The sequence below is a fragment of the Bacillus paramycoides genome, from assembly GCF_038971285.1.
Classification (GTDB): domain Bacteria; phylum Bacillota; class Bacilli; order Bacillales; family Bacillaceae_G; genus Bacillus_A.
On sequence record NZ_CP152427.1, the window covers coordinates 2,654,900 to 2,674,185 of the forward strand.

Annotated in this window: 19 protein-coding genes and 2 pseudogenes; 6 read left to right on the top strand and 15 right to left on the bottom strand. The window is 33.1% G+C overall.

Annotated elements, in window-relative coordinates; genetic code table 11:
* Positions 1-269 precede the first annotated feature (269 nt).
* A complete protein-coding gene (locus tag AAG068_RS13720) occupies positions 270-1,655 on the top strand; it encodes an S-layer homology domain-containing protein (protein WP_342714627.1) in 1,386 nt (461 codons plus the stop codon).
* 2 nt (positions 1,656-1,657) lie between these two features.
* Positions 1,658-1,870, top strand: coding sequence for a DUF3006 domain-containing protein (locus tag AAG068_RS13725; RefSeq protein WP_342714628.1), 213 nt, complete (start codon positions 1,658-1,660; stop codon positions 1,868-1,870).
* Between the two features lie 64 nt (positions 1,871-1,934).
* On the opposite strand, the pseudogene AAG068_RS13730 reads toward AAG068_RS13725, so the two are convergent.
* The 9 genes and pseudogenes from AAG068_RS13730 to AAG068_RS13770 form a co-directional block, all read right to left on the bottom strand.
* A pseudogene (locus AAG068_RS13730) lies at positions 1,935-2,150 on the bottom strand (N-acetylmuramoyl-L-alanine amidase C-terminal domain-containing protein); the annotation flags it as partial.
* 37 nt (positions 2,151-2,187) lie between these two features.
* Positions 2,188-2,604, bottom strand: coding sequence for a GNAT family N-acetyltransferase (locus AAG068_RS13735; protein ID WP_342714629.1), 417 nt, complete (start codon positions 2,602-2,604; stop codon positions 2,188-2,190).
* Positions 2,605-2,630: 26 nt separating this feature from the next.
* A pseudogene (locus AAG068_RS13740) lies at positions 2,631-3,008 on the bottom strand (hypothetical protein).
* A gap of 11 nt (positions 3,009-3,019) precedes the next feature.
* Positions 3,020-3,787, bottom strand: coding sequence for a serine hydrolase (locus tag AAG068_RS13745; protein ID WP_342714630.1), 768 nt, complete (start codon positions 3,785-3,787; stop codon positions 3,020-3,022).
* Between the two features lie 163 nt (positions 3,788-3,950).
* Complete coding sequence (locus AAG068_RS13750) at positions 3,951-4,463, bottom strand: GNAT family N-acetyltransferase (protein ID WP_342714631.1); 513 nt, start codon at positions 4,461-4,463, stop codon at positions 3,951-3,953.
* Positions 4,464-4,492: 29 nt separating this feature from the next.
* Complete coding sequence (locus tag AAG068_RS13755; RefSeq protein ID WP_342714632.1) at positions 4,493-5,494, bottom strand: HAAS signaling domain-containing protein; 1,002 nt, start codon at positions 5,492-5,494, stop codon at positions 4,493-4,495.
* On the bottom strand, positions 5,481-5,828 hold the full coding sequence (locus tag AAG068_RS13760) for a PadR family transcriptional regulator (RefSeq protein ID WP_061679735.1): 348 nt from the start codon (positions 5,826-5,828) through the stop codon (positions 5,481-5,483). Before AAG068_RS13760 ends, AAG068_RS13755 begins: the two co-directional genes overlap by 14 nt.
* Positions 5,829-5,998: 170 nt before the next feature.
* Positions 5,999-6,331, bottom strand: a complete 333-nt coding sequence (locus tag AAG068_RS13765; RefSeq protein WP_342714633.1) for a DUF952 domain-containing protein — start codon at positions 6,329-6,331, stop codon at positions 5,999-6,001.
* An 82-nt stretch (positions 6,332-6,413) separates the two neighbouring features.
* On the bottom strand, positions 6,414-8,489 hold the full coding sequence (locus tag AAG068_RS13770) for a HelD family protein (protein WP_342714634.1): 2,076 nt from the start codon (positions 8,487-8,489) through the stop codon (positions 6,414-6,416).
* Between the two features lie 359 nt (positions 8,490-8,848).
* Here AAG068_RS13770 and AAG068_RS13775 point away from each other — a divergent pair, with 359 nt between their 5' ends.
* Positions 8,849-9,715 carry a type II CAAX endopeptidase family protein gene (locus tag AAG068_RS13775; protein WP_342714635.1) on the top strand — a complete coding sequence of 289 codons (867 nt, stop codon included), beginning with the start codon at positions 8,849-8,851 and terminating at the stop codon, positions 9,713-9,715.
* Between the two features lie 20 nt (positions 9,716-9,735).
* Here AAG068_RS13775 and AAG068_RS13780 read toward each other — a convergent pair whose 3' ends face one another.
* The 3 genes from AAG068_RS13780 to recQ all read right to left on the bottom strand — a co-directional run bounded on the left by AAG068_RS13780 (position 9,736) and on the right by recQ (position 13,070).
* Positions 9,736-10,452 carry a class I SAM-dependent methyltransferase gene (locus AAG068_RS13780; RefSeq protein ID WP_342719766.1) on the bottom strand — a complete coding sequence of 239 codons (717 nt, stop codon included), beginning with the start codon at positions 10,450-10,452 and terminating at the stop codon, positions 9,736-9,738.
* A 91-nt stretch (positions 10,453-10,543) separates the two neighbouring features.
* Positions 10,544-10,927, bottom strand: coding sequence for a gamma-glutamylcyclotransferase family protein (locus AAG068_RS13785; RefSeq protein ID WP_342714636.1), 384 nt, complete (start codon positions 10,925-10,927; stop codon positions 10,544-10,546).
* A gap of 25 nt (positions 10,928-10,952) precedes the next feature.
* The gene (recQ, locus tag AAG068_RS13790) at positions 10,953-13,070 is read right to left on the bottom strand and encodes a DNA helicase RecQ (protein WP_342714637.1); all 2,118 of its coding nucleotides are present in this window, start codon (positions 13,068-13,070) and stop codon (positions 10,953-10,955) included.
* A 1,073-nt stretch (positions 13,071-14,143) separates the two neighbouring features.
* Between recQ and AAG068_RS13795 the strand changes: the two genes are divergently transcribed.
* From AAG068_RS13795 to AAG068_RS13805, 3 genes are all read left to right on the top strand, one after another.
* Positions 14,144-14,767 (top strand): acetylglutamate kinase, encoded by a 624-nt coding sequence (locus AAG068_RS13795; RefSeq protein WP_342714638.1) that lies wholly within the window; start codon positions 14,144-14,146, stop codon positions 14,765-14,767.
* A gap of 128 nt (positions 14,768-14,895) precedes the next feature.
* Positions 14,896-15,252: a hypothetical protein gene (locus AAG068_RS13800; RefSeq protein WP_000606231.1), complete on the top strand. Its 357-nt coding sequence runs from the start codon at positions 14,896-14,898 to the stop codon at positions 15,250-15,252.
* 134 nt (positions 15,253-15,386) lie between these two features.
* Positions 15,387-15,839 carry a hypothetical protein gene (locus tag AAG068_RS13805; RefSeq protein WP_342714645.1) on the top strand — a complete coding sequence of 151 codons (453 nt, stop codon included), beginning with the start codon at positions 15,387-15,389 and terminating at the stop codon, positions 15,837-15,839.
* A 391-nt stretch (positions 15,840-16,230) separates the two neighbouring features.
* Here the strand turns inward: AAG068_RS13805 and AAG068_RS13810 are convergent, their stop codons facing one another.
* From AAG068_RS13810 to AAG068_RS13820, 3 genes are all read right to left on the bottom strand, one after another.
* Complete coding sequence (locus AAG068_RS13810) at positions 16,231-17,061, bottom strand: GH25 family lysozyme (protein ID WP_342714646.1); 831 nt, start codon at positions 17,059-17,061, stop codon at positions 16,231-16,233.
* A 425-nt stretch (positions 17,062-17,486) separates the two neighbouring features.
* Positions 17,487-18,221: an N-acetylmuramoyl-L-alanine amidase gene (locus AAG068_RS13815; protein WP_342714647.1), complete on the bottom strand. Its 735-nt coding sequence runs from the start codon at positions 18,219-18,221 to the stop codon at positions 17,487-17,489.
* Between the two features lie 345 nt (positions 18,222-18,566).
* Positions 18,567-19,016, bottom strand: coding sequence for a DUF6884 domain-containing protein (locus tag AAG068_RS13820; RefSeq protein ID WP_342714648.1), 450 nt, complete (start codon positions 19,014-19,016; stop codon positions 18,567-18,569).
* Positions 19,017-19,286: the final 270 nt, after the last annotated feature.

The window sequence follows — 19,286 nt, forward strand, 5'->3', positions numbered from 1 at the left end:
TTATTTTGTCTTACTTCCTTCAATATAAAACTATAGAATCAAATCTCTGATTAAAACCTTCATAAGATTAATTTATAATATCACTTTTACAAGTGCAATCGTTACTCTTCCCCTTCATATTCATTATATTAAATATACAAAACAAAAGAAACCTAGTGAATTTAATACCAAAAGCATTTCTCATATAATATTTAACTATGAAACCTTGAATTTATTTCAAGAAATGGTAAAGTTAATTAGGTGAAAAATACATAAAGTGAGGCGATTTTTTGAAAAAGTTTAGTTTATTACTAACAGCATTTGTCATAATCATATCGTTATTCATCCCTAATTTTACAAGTGCTAAAGCTTTCCCAGATGTCCAATCTAATCATTGGGCAATTAAGGAAATTAACTATTTATCGGATAAAGGTATTATTAATGGTACTCCAGAAGGATATTTTAAGCCAAGTGATAATGTAACGCGTGGGCAAATGGCCTTAATGTTAGATTTATCCTTAAAATTAGAAAAGCCATCTAAGTATAATCATATTTTTTCTGATGTAACTAAAGGTATTTATTATTACGATTCTGTACATAAGTTAGCACACAACAACATTGTACAACGAGAAAAAAACTACTTCCCTGATCGTTCATTATCTCGTGCAGAAATGGCAGTAGTTCTTGTTAAAACTTTTGATTTGAAACCTACAGGTGCCGACGTCAATTTCCCTGATGTTCCATCTACACATTGGGGTTATCAATATGTCAAAATTTTAGCGCAAAACAATATCACTGCTGGATTACCAGATGGTACATTCGGTCCAGATGTAAAAGTAACTCGTGAGCAATTTGCTGCATTCTTGGCTCGTGTATTAGAGCCAAATTTCCGTCCAGCTCTTCCTAAGCCTAAAGGTAACTTAGAGGTTCATTATATTGATGTTGGGCAAGGTGATGCTACTTTTATTAAATCTCCTAGTGGAGAAACGATCCTGATTGACGCTGGTAACAACGGAAAAGGTAAAGTAGTAGCAAATTATCTAAAAGGATTAGGATACCAATCTATTGATTATATGATCGCTACTCATCCTGATGCTGATCATGTAGGTGGATTAGATGAAGTGCTTTATGCTATGAATGTAAACAATGTCTATGCACCTAAAGTAAGCCATACGACACAAACGTTTAAAGACTTCCTAACTGCAGTAGCTAACAAAGGATTAACTATTAAAGAAACGAAATCTGGCGTAACTTTACCAATCAATGGTTTAAACACACAATTTTCAGCTCCCGTTAAAGAATACGGTAACGATCTAAATGAGTGGAGTGCTGTATTAAAAGTAACCCATGGAAGCAAATCTTTCTTATTTACTGGTGATGCCGAATCTAAAAGTGAAAAAGATATGGTTGCAACACATGGTTCTTACCTAAAATCTGATGTATTAAAACCTGGTCACCATGGAAGTAAGACATCTTCTTCCCAGTCATTTTTAGATGCAGTGAAACCAAGTATCGCTGTGATCAGTGCCGGTGCAGGTAACCGTTATGGTCATCCTACACAAGAAACTTTAGCAAAGTTAAATGCAATGTCTGTTAAGGTATATAGAACTGATTTAAACGGAACTGTAATTATTCATAGTGATGGTTCTAACATTTCTGTAAGAACGGAGAGATAATTATGAAAAGAGGTATTATTGACCGTTTTGAAGGTGAACTAGCAGTTATTGAAGTGAATAACGTAACAATTGATGTACCTAAATCCAAACTCCCTCCTACTGCAAAAGAAGGGGATGTTCTTATAATTGAAGATAATACGTATACAATTGATAAGGACGAAACCGATAAAAGAAGACGTGAAATCCAAAATTTAATGAATAAGCTATTTGAATAGAAAAAAAGAGCCCTCCAAAATGATGGCTCTTTTTTTTGCGCACATAGTAGCTAGTTATTTTTTATTATTTAAGTTCATACCACCAACCTTTCCGATCAAGCCAAGCTTTCATAGCGTTTAATTTCGTGTCACTAGTAAGCTCAGAAATAAAATATGTTAGACCATCTGATTGTAAAATGAAGGTAGTAGTCAGTTTTAAAGAAGTTCATGCTCGCATAACATCTGGAGTTTCATAAGGTGAAAAGGCTCCAGTTTGAATGATATTTTGTTTAGAAACTTGTGCTTGTATATTTTCTTGTAGAACAGAAATACGACTGCTATAGCCTCTTCTCTAAAAAGTGTTGACTATGCCCTTTAGGATGATCTTCAACAACACCATACTCTCGATAACCATGCTTTTTATAAAATTCTGGTGCTTGAAAACTAAATGAATCTAATAATATTAATCTACAACCTTTTTCCTTCGCGATACTTTCGATTTTATGTAACAGTTGACTACCATAACCATCATGACGAACTGAATCATCAACCCATAAAAAATCAATATGAAGATGATAAAAATACATCGTTCCTGTTACCCCACCAAATATTTTCCCATCCGCGTCTTTCACTACAAAACTTACTTGTTCCATCGGCTGTTTTACTTCATCTGTTAAGATAGACATGTTATATTGAATGACTTTATTTTTTATGTATTCTCCTTCAGCGCGAGTACCATTCTCTATATGTTTCATATAATTCTTCCTTTCAACTAAGTAAGCTACCTTTGATTTTTATTTTTCCTTTTTAAAATACTAATAAATACGAATCCACTATAAGTAACAAAACATGAAAAGCCAATTATCCCTGGTATAGAAACATAGCCTATTCTTATATAACTTATAACTGCAAAACAAGCAATAGACAATAAAATAGATGGTCAAAATATAAGAGTTGTTTTTCTTCGTCTCTGTTTCGATGTATTTTCTTTCTCTTTAGAAATACGTGTGCCAAAGAGCAATACTATACAAATCAGAATCGCTGCAAAGTAAATTGTATCTAATGACAAAGTATGATCGTAAATCGCGATGCCAACTTCTATAGCAATAAATGTTAAGATTAATATAATTATTGTTGAAGTTTTTAAGTTTTGTTTCAATCACTCACCCCTTACATGCTTTTACTATATTCTTCATATATGTATTTCAATGCTACTGCAAAAACTTCATCTATTTCTTTATTTTCACTTCGATTCGGTAAATCTTCCCCCGCAATAACATAAAGAAGTGGAAATTCATTAAATACTCCCAGTATACCAATATTTATTATAGCTTTTGGCAATCCACCTGTCATATGGGCTAAATGATTGTGCGGTATCCCCTCATATTCTCCTTGCTGCCTTACCATTCCATTTATTATTGGTTCCCATAATTCTGGCTCAGTTTTATACCCTCGAAAAATTTGCACTAAAAGGGAATGTATTTCATTTAGCTCTCCAACATTTTGTTCATCTCTAGGGTTTTCTTGAACATGTATGTTAGGGAAGTACATTGAAACATACTCTCTAATAGCATCCCATCCTCCGCAGTGCAATACAATCGCCTTTGCAATATAACTATCATGACACGCTATCATCACTTCAACAGCTTTACTAACTGATAATGTATCTCTCCCTTGCAAATGTGGGTATAATTGTGCGCTATCTTCTTTCGGATTAAAAGTAATTTGATGAAGTATATGATCCCAACTAATTTGTTTCTCTTTTACCATGTTTGCAACTGCAACTGCAAATCCAATTACCACTTTTGCTGCTGATGCTAAAGGGACATAAAGGTCATTATTATAGGAGGCAATTATATTATCATATTTTGTTGAGGACACAACTAATCCAACTTGACCAGATTGTATTTCTTTTATTTTTCCAATGACAGTCTGCATATTCGCACCTCTTTTTATATTGTTTTATCACATTCTTAAATTTCGATTTCAAATATAAAAAACCTTTTTTATTACATGATATTTATGTATACAGTAAAAAAGATAGCATAAAATTTCCCCCATGCTATCTTTCTAAATTAAATATTAAGTAAAACTCAATACTCTATTCTTCCGCAGGCCTTTTAGGACCATTAAGCTCTAATTGATAAAAAGCTAAATCAAGCCATCTATCAAACTTATAACCAGCCTTTTTGATTGTCCCTGCATGAACAAATTCATAGTTTTCATGTAAAGCAATACTTTTCTCATTTTCCGCATCAATTCCAGCAATTAAAGTCATATATTCTCTTTCTTTTGCAATTGTGATTAATGCTCTCATCAAAGAAGTTCCAATCCCACATTTTCTATATTTCTTATCAACATACACAGAATGTTCAATTGAATATTTATAGGCAGGCCAAGTTCTAAACGGTCCAAATGTCGCAAATCCTACTACTTTATTATTTAGTTCATATACTAAAATTGGATAACCGTCAGCCTTTTTTTGTTCATACCAGTCTATTCTATTTTCAAGGGTTACAGGTTTATACGTATATACAGCCGTTGTATACAATATAGCATCATTATAAATATCTAACATGTATGTTACATCTTGTTTCCTTGCTTCCCTTATCATCCCATTCTTCCTTTCCTCTAATTTCACTCCTATATACGAATACGAGCTTTTCGTAAACCATCAAATATATTTAACGCAGCAGACAAAATGTAAATGATAATACCTCCACCAATTAACCACTTTTTAACTTCCTCTGGAGAAGTAGTAAACACATTTGCCACATACGTAATAAATCCTTCATTAAATAAATGCGGATTTACTACAATTACAATGAATACTATTGTTCCAACTATTTGAAGAATAGCATTCCCGATTGCCAACTTTTTCGTCCATTGTCCTTGTACTAACTTATAAAGAGATATACCTATTTCAAACACAATCATAATTACAATGATTGGCCAATACTGAAGTAACGCATCTTGGTTAAAAGTTGGCGCGACAAACTTCAATCCGCTTTCTGTACCATGATATACACCTACAAGATGGTTCGCATAAAAATAAACTGTTGCCCATATTGCCGTCCACATTAACCCGCCAAAAACTTCGAGCTTTGAGATTGATTTTTTCTTTGGAACATACGAAGTATTTTTCAAATCATCAGGCGTCCATTTTTTTAAACTTGTCGTCAACGGTTGAGTACCTTTGTCTTTATCTGTTCTTTCTAAAATTGCAAATACAAGTGTCAACCAGAAAAATACATGGAGGCCTACTTCGATAATTTCCCCAATTCCTTTACCTATCACATTTAAAATAACATTTATTACCGCTTGCTCACCATTATATGCTACAAAATTTTCTGCAACCATTGCAATGAGTGCGATAACAGCTGCAATCGGTATGATCATTTTTAATAACGTCGTATATACATCAAAATAACGTGGTCCAATTAAATGCATCGGTCTATCCAAATATCCATTAGCCAATGAAACTGGACTTCCCAATTTTTCAAGAACTCTTTTTTCATCATCTTCATTATAATCATCAGGTAACATATCCTCGATTGTTGACCGTAATTCAAGAATAATATCGTCACGATTTTTTTCAGGTAATCTCTTCGCTACTTCTTCTACATAAATATCAATCAAACTCATTTTTGTCCTCCTCCTTTAATAGGTTATAAAGCTCTTTCGAATCCTTTATCCATTCTTTCTTCAGCTGCAGAAATATCTCTAATCCATATTCACTTAAAACATAATACTTACGCGGTCTACTCTCCGTTTTATCCCAACTACTCGTCACTAGCTCCTGCTTTTCTAATCGGCGAAGTAGTGGATATAAAGTACTTTGATCGATTGTAATCCCTGATTGTTCCAATAATTGGACAAGTGAATACCCATACTGCGGTGTTCTTAACTGGCTTAAAACCGCTAATGTTAATGTACCTCTTCTTAGTTCAGTAATTAACGAATTTAATAAAGCATCCATTCACTCACCTCATTTTCATTACTATATGTCATACAGTATGTGTTTTATACTATGTATCGTACAGTATTATTGTGATAAAAACAATGAATTTTCACAAAAAAATAGATAATAAAAAAAGCGCAAACATTGAATTTGCGCTTTTTTAGCTAATTTAAATATCTATACCCATCTTACCGTTGTACCTCTCGTAATATAAACTCTTCTTTTTCTTTAGTAAATGGGATAACTTCTACAATCGACTCAATATTGATTACTCCATATACATGCGGATATTCTTGACCGTTAGAAGCAAGTTCATATTTTATTTCTGCTTTTAAAAGAGTTGGATCAATTGTTAGTAATAAAACATCTTCTTCATGACTAAAATGTTTTTCAGCGACTTTTAAAGCTTGTTCTAAAAATGAACAATGAATAAATCCCTCTTCTTTTAATGAGGCTTCATTAATTTCTCCATTTATCTTTGCAATTTCCCAATTTCTTTTCGTTATTACCTTTGTAATCATAGTTATTCTCTCCCCATACCTTTATATAGAAAAACAAGAGGTTCTTCTTTTTGTTACTAGAAAAGCCTCTTGCGTTTCATTTTTATTTTAATCCGTTAATTAAAGGCGATGCTTCTCCGCTATGGAAAATCCACAAATCATGAAGCGACCTTGTACATCCGACATACAATAACTTCGCATCGTGTTTTGTATTTTTGTAATGTTCTTCATCAACATCAATTAGTAGAACAGCGTCAAATTCTAACCCTTTCGCCAAGTATACAGGTACTACTGAAATACCACCTTTGTATTTACTTTGATCTGCTTCAATGACGTTTACAGCCAATCCTGTCTTTGTTAACTTTTCATATATATCACGGCATTCATCCTCTGTTCTTCCTATTACCGCAATTGTTTTCACATCTTCATTTTGTAAATATTTTATAGTCTTCATAATCTCATTAAATTGATCTTCTGCTTGGATTACTTTGACTTCTTCACCACTACGAAAAACTGGTGTCGCAAGCCCTACTGGAATCTCTGCATTTTTAATTATTTCGTTCGCAAATTCAATAATTTCTTTTGTAGAGCGATAACTTCTCGTCAGTTCATAATAACCTGTTTCTTGGAATACTTCCTTAAAAGCACCCCAATCTTCAATCCCTTGATAATCGTAAATTGCTTGAGATAAATCACCTAATATAGTGAAAGAATTACCTAGTGTAATTTCTTTTAATACATAAACTTGGAATGGCGAGAAATCTTGCGCTTCATCAATAACGACGTGATGGAATTTCTGTCCGATTTCAATACCTGTTATGCGGTGATGTATGTATATTAAAGCTGGTAAATCTTCTACATACACTTCTTTTTTACGACAACTCTTTTCAGTTTCTTTCACAAGTTCTTCAGGTAATACTTCGAGTATTTCTTTACTTTTCAATATTGAACTATAAATTGAAAGTGAGCTCATTTTCGGCCAAAACTTCATATAAGTGTTCAATCTCTTAGTCGCTTCTTTTTTTAGTAATTTCTTCTCGTTTGTTTCTCCATACTTTTTCAGCTCAATTTCAATCCAGCGCTTCATTCGGCCGACTAATCTTTCTCTTCTTTTCTTTAATGGATAATGCTTATATTCCACTTGCATCCATTTTTTTATGTCTTCTACTGGAATAATAGCTTTGTCCCATGCCTCAAAATCACTTGTTGGTACTAATTTCTTTTCAAATTGAAGCATTCTCTCTTCAATAAAGGACTTAAATTCCAGTTTACCTTTCAATTTACCAAGCATAATTTTTTCTTCATCACGATTAATAGAAAATGCTTCTTTCAATTTTTCTTCTGTTTGCTTCAGTTTCACCGAATCATCTAACGTACGTAATGCCCAATCTCGAAATGTTGTTTGACTAATATTCCCTACACCTAATTCAGGAAGTACACTTGAAATATAGTCTAAAAACAGACTATTTGGAGCGAATACAATCATTCTCTCAGCTTCTAGTTGCTCACGATATTCATAAATTAAAAAAGCAAGGCGATGTAAAGCGATTGTTGTTTTTCCGCTCCCTGCAACCCCTTGAATAAGTAGTGGTAAGTTTCTTTCCGCACGAATAATATCATTTTGCTCCGATTGTATTGTCGAAACAATATCCTTTAGTTTATTATCTTTATTCTCACCTAATCGATATAGAAGAAAATCATCAGCATGTGAGACATCTTCATTTCCTTTTACATATGTATCAACAACACGTTCTAGTTCTCTTTTTCGAATAGAGATGTTTCGCTTTAAATACACATCACCTTCTACTAATCCATCTGGCGATTGATAAAACGCTAATTCATCACCGCCGGTAAATGAATAAAACATACTTGCAACAGGTGCCCGCCAATCTATTACAATTGGTTTCATTGTGTCTTTATGTGAAACACCTACTTTACCGATGTAGATCGGCATAACATCTTCCTTGCCGTCCTCTTGAAAATCTAATCTTCCAAAGTACGGTTCTTGTACACCGATACGTAAATTTTGCCTATTAGATTCTCTCATACTTTCTAGAATTTGTTCTTTAAAATCATCTCCATAATAAACCGGAATGTTTTCGAGCTGTTCTAATTGATCATCCATCGTACGTAATGTATCTTTCATCCTTTGTAACTCTTCTTCAAAAATGTTGTTCATTTGATGATTCCCTCCTGTCCGTTCTAATTTTTCAGTCGAAATACAATTGTATTAAAAATCCATTTATAAAGTCAATAGTTTCAATTTAAATTTTCCGAAAAAACTCACTTTTCATCTTTCTAATTTTAAAATCTTATCTTTATTTTTACATTATAAGAATATAAAACATCTAAATTACAACACTTTACATATAATAAAATAATGCGTACAAACGCTATTACTTTTTATTAATAATAATGATTCATACACTAACTTACTAAACTCTCATCTACCTTTCTATCGACTTCCTCCTTTCACTTGTAAAATAACGAGAAGTGTCAATAGGTAAACACCAAAAATAAAAAAGGAGTTTATTCGAAATGACTACAACCAATAGAAAGCAAGTAAAGTTACATTTAATTATTTTTGTATTAATTGTGCTAGCAAGTGGTTGGATCGGTGTATTTATCGATTCTCTTCTAACAGATCAGCCTAAAGGAAATTCTTTAGGCATGGGCTTATGGCTTATACTTCCTTTCTTCGTCAGCATATTACTTAGAGTTCGTAGCCGAGATTGGCATGATTTTGGTATCAAACCAAATTTAAAAGGAATCCTTAAATGGTATTTCGTAGCAATACTTATTTATCCATTCGTTACACTAATAACTATAAGCTTAGCTCTATTTTTCGGAGTCGTTAACATATCTAACTTTGAAATATCCTCATTATATTCACTCATACTCATGTCTACTATAGGTAATTTTATTAAAAATATTTTCGAAGAGTTTTCTTGGCGCGGTTATTTAACTCCAAAACTGATTGAACTAAAGTTAAACGATTGGTTTATTTATATTATTTCTGGTTTAATTTGGGCTCTTTGGCATGCCGCTTATTATTTAGTTTTTTTACCAAATGAATATTTTGAATCTATTTCAAGGTTAAATATGCTTTTATCAGGCTGTATACTTATGGTTTCTTGGTCTATTATGTATGTTGAAATATATAGACTTACAAAGTCAGTATGGCCATGTGTTATCATGCATGCAATTGAAGATGCCGTTCCTACTGTTTTAGTTACAATAACAGGGATTATTACACTTACCAACGGCAGTGATTTTTGGTTAAACCCTATTAGCGGAGTTGTTGCTACTATTGTATTTCTTGGAATTGGAATCGTACTAAGATCCATAAGAATAAAAAAAGAACGACAATTAAATACGAAAGACAGTCAATTATTCACACTATAAAAGTAAAAAAGAGTAAGGAATTAATCCCTACTCTTCTTTACTTTAATTCGATACGCCAAACATTCATTTAAAGTTGCTAACTCTCTATATTTTCGTTTTTCAAAATCATATGCTCCTCCTGGGAAGATTCCTACAATACTTAAACCAACTTCAGCACATAGATTGCTAATCTCATCTACCGTGTAACAACGTAAAGACTGTGTAACTATATCATTTGGATTATTAGGATGCCACCAATGATCTAGCATTCTTTCATTTATGCTATCATATTCATATTTTCGCATAGCTGAACTTAAGGACATTTCTTGTCCACTTACCTTTTTCCAATACAGTGGTTGATAAATATCAATAAGTGCACATCCATCATCCTTCATCCAATTTTTAATTCGTTTTAATAGAATCAATTGTTCATCATCTGTTCCTACACCAAATCCATCTAAATAACTAACAACATCAAACTTTTCTTCAAAATTAATTTTATAAAAATCAGCGCAATGAATAGCAATATCATTAGTAGAATGCTCTTTTGCAAACATAACTAACTCTGGTACAAGCTCAACAGTAGTCATCTTTACACGTAACTTAGACATCGCCCTTGCAAATCCACCATTTCCTGCTCCTAGTTCTAACATTGACTGGAATGGATGTCCAATTTGTTCTTGAACTTCTTTCGCAACCTGTTCTAACCAGCTTTCTGTATTAATATCGTAATTGGATAGTTCGAATTGTTTTTCTATATTTTAATTTTATCAAAATAATCAGATTTTTGGCAGTATCAATTTAAAAAGCAGATAATGGATGTTCCCACTATCTGCTCTATGGCTGCTATTATTTTTCTTGTTGATACTCTACCCAATCACCAGAAATGATAACTTTCCTTAGCATCTTTTTATCTTGAGCGACATACACAAATGCACGTATTTCTCTATCGCCTAAATAAATCGTTTCGGTGATTCGATCATATAAATCACTCTCTGCATTACCTGTGTATTCTTCCAGTTCATCTAATTTTTGCAGTACATCATCATTCACTTCATAAACTTCTCCATAAACTTTATCTTTATTTGAACAAATCATCGCTGGATACCCTTCATTTGTATCAAATAATTTGCCATACGTCCATGCCCCGTCTGCGATGCATTTTGCACCTTGCATAAAATGAGCATTCGTTTGCTCTTTTCTTAACGTGCCATACACAAAAACGTGATACATAAATCCCTATCCCCTTTATATGTCTCTACTTTCTAATTTGTAAATAAGCACGAATCATAAAGTAACTCACTTCATTTGGAAGTTGTTCCTTAATCGATTTCAGACCACCCTCTGCATTTTGAACGGCAGTTTCAATCAGTGATTCATATTCTGCAGGAACGAAACTGTTCCAGTCTACTTCCATTCCATCTTCAAAACAACGTATTAAATGATTTTCAATTGTTTGTCTTGATAAGCTACGTTCTTTCGCAATTTCATTTAAATCAATGCCTTGTTTATACATTTCATACGTTTCTAAATGAGAATTTGCTGACGCTTTCCCTGAATTTTTCCGCTCTGTCACCACTTCTGTCTTAATTGTTTCAGCATAGTTTGGGTTTTCCTCAATAAAGTGCTGAACTGCTTGTAAGAAATGAGAACCATACTTCACAAGTTTATGTTCACCAATCCCTTTTACAGTTAAAAGTTCAGAGTCACTTTGCGGCATTTTCGCACACATATCTTTCAACGTTTGGTCAGAGAAAATAACGAATGGAGGTACACCCTCTCCTTGCGCAATTTCTTTACGTACTTCACGAAGTATTTCAAATAAAGGATGATCCTGAACAATTTGTCTTGTCTCTACTCGTTCTTTACGTAAAACATTCTCTTTACCAAGTAACACTTCTTTCCCTTTTTCCGTTACTTTTAATGTCGGATACGTACCGTGTTCAACTGCGATTAACTCATCTGAAATTAAAAACTCAATAAATTCACTGACTTCTTTTACGCTACGATTTGATAGTAAGCCGTATGTTGGTAAAGTATGAAAATTAAATTCAATCACTTTCTTATTTTTCGAACCAGTTAAAACTTGGGCAATCATTTGTTTTCCAAATCGTTGGTTTGTCCTAATCATACAAGATAGAACCATTTGTGATTCTCTCGTCACATCGATACTTTCTCGGTCGTCCGTACAATTACCGCAGCGGCCACAATCTTCTTTCGGCTCTTCTCCAAAGTATTGCAAAATAAATGATTGTAAACATTGTTCTGTATGACAATAGTCAGTCATATTTTGCAGTTTTTCAAGTTCATTTGAAAAACGAGATTCTCCTGTCGATTGATCAATTAAAAAGCGCTGTACTTGCACATCTTGAGAAGAATATAGCAATATACATGCACTATCTAAACCGTCACGTCCTGCACGTCCTGCTTCTTGGTAATAACTTTCCATGTTTTTTGGCAGTTGATAATGGATAACGTAACGAATATTCGATTTATCAATCCCCATCCCAAATGCTGATGTCGCTACCATTACACTCACTTCATCACGTAAAAAGAGTTCTTGCTGCTCATTTCGATCGTTATCACTCATACCAGCATGATATTTTGAAACAGAAACTCCCGCCTTCATTAAATCCTCATATAATTGATCAACTACTTTTCTAGTAGCCGCATATATAATCCCAGATTCTTTTTGATTTTGACGAATATAATCCGCTAAATATGCATGACGGTCTTGTCCTTTAATAACAGAAAATGATAAGTTCTCACGCTCAAACGTTGTCATAATCGTGTTTTCTTGATTAATTCCAAGTGTATTGCAAATATCATCACGTACTTGTGGTGTTGCCGTAGCAGTTAATGCTAATACGAGCGGCTTCTCCTGAAGATAATCTAATATACGGTGTATATGTAAATAACTTGGACGGAAATCATGTCCCCACTGCGAAATACAGTGCGCCTCATCAATTGCAATCATCGGGATTTTCATATCGATAAGTTGGTCAACAAACTCCATTGAATCAAGACGCTCAGGCGCCACATAAAGCAACTTATAATGACCTTGTTTCGCTAATTGAATACGTTGATTTGCTTCTGTAATAGAAATAGAACTATTAATATAAGTAGCTGAAATACCGTTTTGTACTAATGTATCTACTTGGTCTTTCATAAGTGATATTAATGGAGATATAACTAACGTCGTTCCCTCGAATACTAATGCGGGAATTTGATAACAAATTGACTTACCACCGCCCGTAGGCATAATACAAACTGTATCTTTCCCATCTAATACATTTTTAATTGTTTCATCTTGTCCTCTTCGGAATGATGAATAACCGAAATAAGACGCTAAAAGTTCTTGTGCTTTTGTAAACAAAAAAGAGTCACCTGCTTTTCTATATCTTTCATCTACTACTATTATATCATCTCTTATGCGTCATGAAAGTGATGAATACATGACTAACAGCCTGCTTTTTCATTATTTTATGCTTCTTTTCGTTTTAGAGGCTGATTAGAGACTAAAACGAATTTCAAAATAAATATACATTTTATTTAATCCCCTTGAATACTACTAATCTTATACATATGAATTCAGGAGGTTACTATATGAAGCACCATAATATTAGTTCCATCAAACAGAAAACAGTACCGAATCAACTCCAATTCTCAAATCATGATACGTGGAAATATGAATCATATTATAAATACCAGCCTTTATTTTCTTATAGAAAACTTTTTCATTTTCTTTCTCAACTTTTTAAACGTTAATACGTGGGCGAAATGTCTCCATTCACAAAAAATTTCTCAATATAAACCTTATAGACTTCATACAATACTGTTGATATCATATGAAATATTCTGTTGGATAAACCCCTTAAGTTGACCTGCTTATATAAGCAGGTCTTTTTTGATTATTTTATATTTCAGTACACTTTTAGTTGTAATTGTAAATCTTTACTCCATTTTATAACCATACTCCACTCACAACAAATGGTGATAATCACAAAAGTAAACTATAAATGCTCAATATTTAATTATTCAATTCTTTTTTTCTCAATACACAAAACGAATTTCACTTGTTACTATAAAAGTACTCCAGATGAGTTTTTACTCATCGACATTACCTAGTTAAAGGGATCTGCCGCGGGAAGCAGATCCCTTTGACTTTATTACAGATCCACTTTTATTTGGACACATTTACCAGGTTTTTTTAAGTAAATTTTATGATAATATTACGTAGTCGAGTCCGACATCTCGGCAATACCCTTTAGAGGCTCTGCAACTTCCCTTGCAGAGCCTCTTTTACTTTATATTCACTTTATCTGTATATATCACAATGAAAAACTTTAATTTTCCCATATCGAATTCAAAAATAAACAAGGACACGTAACTAAATATAAATCCCCATCATACTTTGAGTTATACATGTTCAAAGGAGTGTTACCGTTTATGTATACTTATTGGCAATCGTATTACTCCCCCTATCATAACCCTTATGTACACTTTGATACTTCTGTACGTAATTACCGAATTAGTAAAAACGAGAACTTTTTAAAAGGTTATATGCGTTCTTTATGGGAACAACATGTCGCTTGGACAAGATTAGCTATTATAAGTATTGTCTTTCATTTACCAGACGTTAACGTTACAGTTGGGCGTCTTCTTCAAAATGCAACACATATGGGACTATCACTTGAACCATTCTATGGTGAGGACGCTGTAAAAAAATATAGTGCACTCATTAAAGACCACTTAGTCATCGCAGCAGATCTTGTTAAAGCCGCTAAAGCAGGTGACCAAAATGCAGCTGCCGCTATCGAGAAGAAATGGTACGCTAATGCTGATCAAATTATCGATTTTCTTAACGCTATCAACCCGTATATAGAAAAAGAAGCATTCCGAAAAATGTTTTATGAACATTTAGCATTAACAAAAGCAGAAGCACTTGCCTTTCTAAATAAAGATTATGAAGAAGGAGTAAAATTGTACGATAAAATTGAAAAAGAAGCTTTAGAAATGGCCGACATGATAACAAACGCAATCGTAAAACAATTCCCGCAAGTATTCCAATAACAATAAGCCGATTTGAAAACCAAATCGGCTTATTAAACTTTCTATTAATGATATTTCATCTGCCCTCTTTACATTTAACGTATATCAATATATTTTATAAATATCCGTTTTTTATAGGAGGAAATAGTTTGATTAACGCGATTGGCCTCGTTTTTATACTTACAAATAAACACGAGAAAAAAAAGAAAGTTTACCTCAATGAAAAATTTGCACTAATAGATATTATTGATTCTAAAGAAGTATTTGATGATGAAGGAAATCCTTTAGTGGAACTAACATGTAAATACAGTATATATTTAGATGAAAAATATTACTGTAAATCTCTCGATGATTATACCGGACAAGTATTTCCTTTCTTAAGTGCAAAAATAGGAAAAGGTCTTCTAAGAAACTTAAATTACTACTTTTCTTATGTTGATGCCTATGATAAGAAACCACCAGTTAAAGAAATAAGACCACTTATGAAACAAGTAACTAACAGATAGCAAAAAATACAAAAAAAGAAAGCATCTAACTCTAGATGTTTTCTTTTTTATTGAAAACTCATCAAATTTCATCCTCTTCTAAAAGTATGTATCCAAGCATATTTTAAATTAAAAACATTGGAGGATTAGACTGAATGAAATACTCAGAAACTATTGTAAGTAAACGACTACGAATGCTTAAAATGACGGGTATGTTTTTCATGCTAGTATTAATAGCATGGATTGGATATACAAAATTACTTTATGAAAACGGATTTCTTCAAGAAAAAAAGAATTCAGTAGAAGTAATGAATACTAGCATTACAGGAGAAATAGAGCAGCTTTTTCATATAAACTTGCAAGGTTATCGAAAAACAAGCCTTGATGCTGTTATAGAAGCCAGTAAAATCGATCCAAGCGAACTATCCCTAATTGAACTAGTCAACAAATCTTGCTCGCGAGATTGCATAGGCGAACCAGTCACATATGTAAACTCAAACAATGGATATATCTTTTATAAGGAATCTAATGGAACTAATGTAGCTATAACAGTTAAAAAGAAAGACACATGGATAATTGTAAAGAAATCTGTTCAAGATGGAATATAATCACCTAAAAAAAGAGTACATATCGTACTCTTTTTTACTATTAATACCCTTCCTCTTCATGCCTACAATGGCATTTCGCTTTTGTTTTACAATGACATTTTTCACACTCACATTTCGGTTTCTCTTTGCAACAACATTCTTGAAAATCATTGCGTTTACATCTACATCTCCCAAACATTAAATTATCCCAAAACTTATTACAATTTCGGGAATGCCCACAATGACAAGTATTCCCCATGAATATGCTTCCCCTTTAATAGAATTCATCATATTCTATGTTTGAAAGTATACAAAGGCTTGTTTATTAGTCTATTTTCTCCATATTATAAGTAGAGTTAAAAGATTACATAAAAATAAAAAAACGTCACATGACGGCTTTTTATTTAGCAAACTATTCTTTTGTATAAAAATATTTAAGTCCCTTAGCATCTAACCACGCTGTCGCTCGATCTAATTCATTCCCTTGGCGATATGCTGTTTCAAATCTAACTAATCCTTGTTTATCTCCATATGAGATAATACGAGATTCATACCCAAGAGCATCCATCATTCCTAACATTTCTACTACTAACGCTGTACCAAATTCATACGTAACAACTTTACTAAATTTATTCACTATAATTCCAACCCCTTCTTGTTTTTTTATCGGCTCAACAATTTGATTTGTAAACCAGGCTAACGGCTTATTTCCAATCAGCTTATTTAAATCACACTTGCCGATACCAGCCACATTCCCTGTTTCTGTGTATTGCCAAATATCACATGGATACGCCGGTTTGTTACCACCATAACGAGGAATCCATACAAAATCAGAATTGACATTTGCCATTCCAAATGGAGCATACATATGATGAGCGATGTATAAACCGACTTTCTTAGCTCCTAATCTTCGTAATTCATCAATAAAGGCTTGTGTACCCGCTCTCATATCGTTCATTGTTTTTACTTCTACATCAGCTACCCAAACTGTCGCATTTTTATCACTACGGTTCCAAAAGTCTCTCGCCTCTATCCGTGCATCCTCTACTGAAACGAAACGACAGAACGCATAATTACCAAACGGAATATTTCTTACTTTCATTGCTTGTACATAATTTTTATATAAAGGATCTACATAATTTGAACCATCTTGCACACGTGCAATTACAAAATCTAATTGTGGAGCTGCGATATCCCAGTTAATGTTGCCATTCCATTTCGAAATATCTACAATGTAACCCATTATTTAACATCTCCTTTTTCGTTATTATATTCAAAGCTTGTTTTTTTGCTATTATCATCTAATAAATAGTATGAGAGGTATTGTATTATTTAGTAATAATTTAAAATTCGGCTTATGTATTGAGAAAATAAAATATTATTACGGGTTTAATAAGTAAAGACTTACAAAGCTCTAAACTATAATCAGTAGGAGGCTACAAGCAGTGCAATTCCCAGCTAATTTCTTAGCTTCATCCGAATTTTGAGGTATGAATTTTACTGCCCATTAAAGCGGGATAAATAAAACCACCTTTCTGACAGGTGGTTTTGTGTACTACTTTACATATACATTATCCATATTTACAGTTACATAATTATTAATTACTTAATATACTTGTTAACTAAAAACAAGACAATTTTTAGTTTTTAATCAAACTAATTTTCGTTTTATCTCAAGTACTCATAGTACCATTTACGTGCATCTAACCAAGCTGTAAATTTATCGATATTTCCGGACGGATAGCCATTCGTTATAGCATAACCAATGCCATCTTTCTGAACGACAATTTGTCCATCAATACCCGCATCAACCATCGCCTGAGCCAAAACTTGTAAATTGCTAAATGCTACACCACCAGTTTTTACTTTGAGCAAATCCGCCGCACCTCCTCCAGTTTGTCCTGTAAGAGCAAATACAATAGAATTAGCGATTTTATCAACATTCCATTTTGCCATGTCGGATTCATTATCAATAAATCCTAATTCAATAAGAATAGCCGGTGCCTTCGTTCCATTTAATACTGCTAAATCTGTACGTTGTTTCGCACCTCGATCACGCCATCCAATATCTTTTGCTAGTTGAGCTGAGATTTTAGCCGCCAAATCTTTCTGATCATAATACAAAACCTCAACACCCTGTCCATTTCCATCACTTGCATTAAGATGAAAAGAAATAACTAAATCCACAGCATGGGAATTGCTATTTCGAATGATATTATTTAAATTTTGTGATTGAGTTGTCCCTACCTCGTCCGTATCGTCATAAACCGTGTGTCCCAGGGATCTTAACTTAGCCGCCACAGCATCTTTAACTTGCCTATCCAGAACGTGTTCTTTCCGATTCCCAAAATTAGCTCCTTGAACAATACTATTGTGTCCTCCGTGCAAACTATATCTGGCCATTATTTATCAACATCTCCTTTCTTAATATCATATTCAAAACTTGTCTTATTGCTATTCCCTCTTACAATCTTAACTGTCCCCATACATCCTACATTTTCTAAAGGTGAAGGCAAATCGTTTTCGATATAAAATGAAACTTTAATCAGCCCTCACCAATCGGGCTGCCCGTTAATGCGGGATAAAAAGTGATGTCACTTCACAAATCTGATTCTTCGTTCTCTAAATTGCATTAACTTGAATGGTGACACGAACAAAAAGCATCACCTTTTTGGCGATGCTTAAAAACTCTATTTTACGTTTTAGCTCCCTAAATAAAGTTTAAGATCATGGTAACCGAAACTATACTTATATTTCCTCTTCTTCCTTCACTGCCCCTTTTAACCTCTGCAACATATACCCAATCCCTTTACAACCTGCTAACGGATACGTAATGATTTCTTCTAAATATAATTGTGTTACTACTTTCTTATGCTTCTTACCTGCAAGTAAAACGATTTCATCAAACTGAAACAAATCTTTTTCAATCATCTGTTGTTTTAATTGTTCCATACTAATAATCTCATCGCTCTTTGAATCAAACGCAAGATCATAGTTTTCTAGTACAATATCATTTGGCCTTAAAAATCCATGCTTCGCCGATAATATAACCCAATTCTCGAAAAACATAGTTGCATACGCTTGACACGCTTTTCCGAACGGGCTAATATATACATCTTTTGCCTCCATCGGTCCGTAATCTGGATACTTATCCCAAATTTTCTTCTTTCCGCATGGAATTATGCATAACCTTCTCATATATTTCTTACCTCTTCTCCTGCATAAGTAAAGTTAATTATTTTATACATTTTGCCCCCAACATGTTATATAATAATATTAAACATAAAAATTACATATTTTGCCATATAATCATCTTTTTTACTAATAATTCACTTTTTTTAGATTTGAATCCCCATTCCCCTATTTAAACATAGTACACTCCTTGTAAATATTATAATACTACAAACAATGGTATATTTACTTTTCAAAGCCCTTAATAATAATTAAAGTATATAAATAATCAAATAG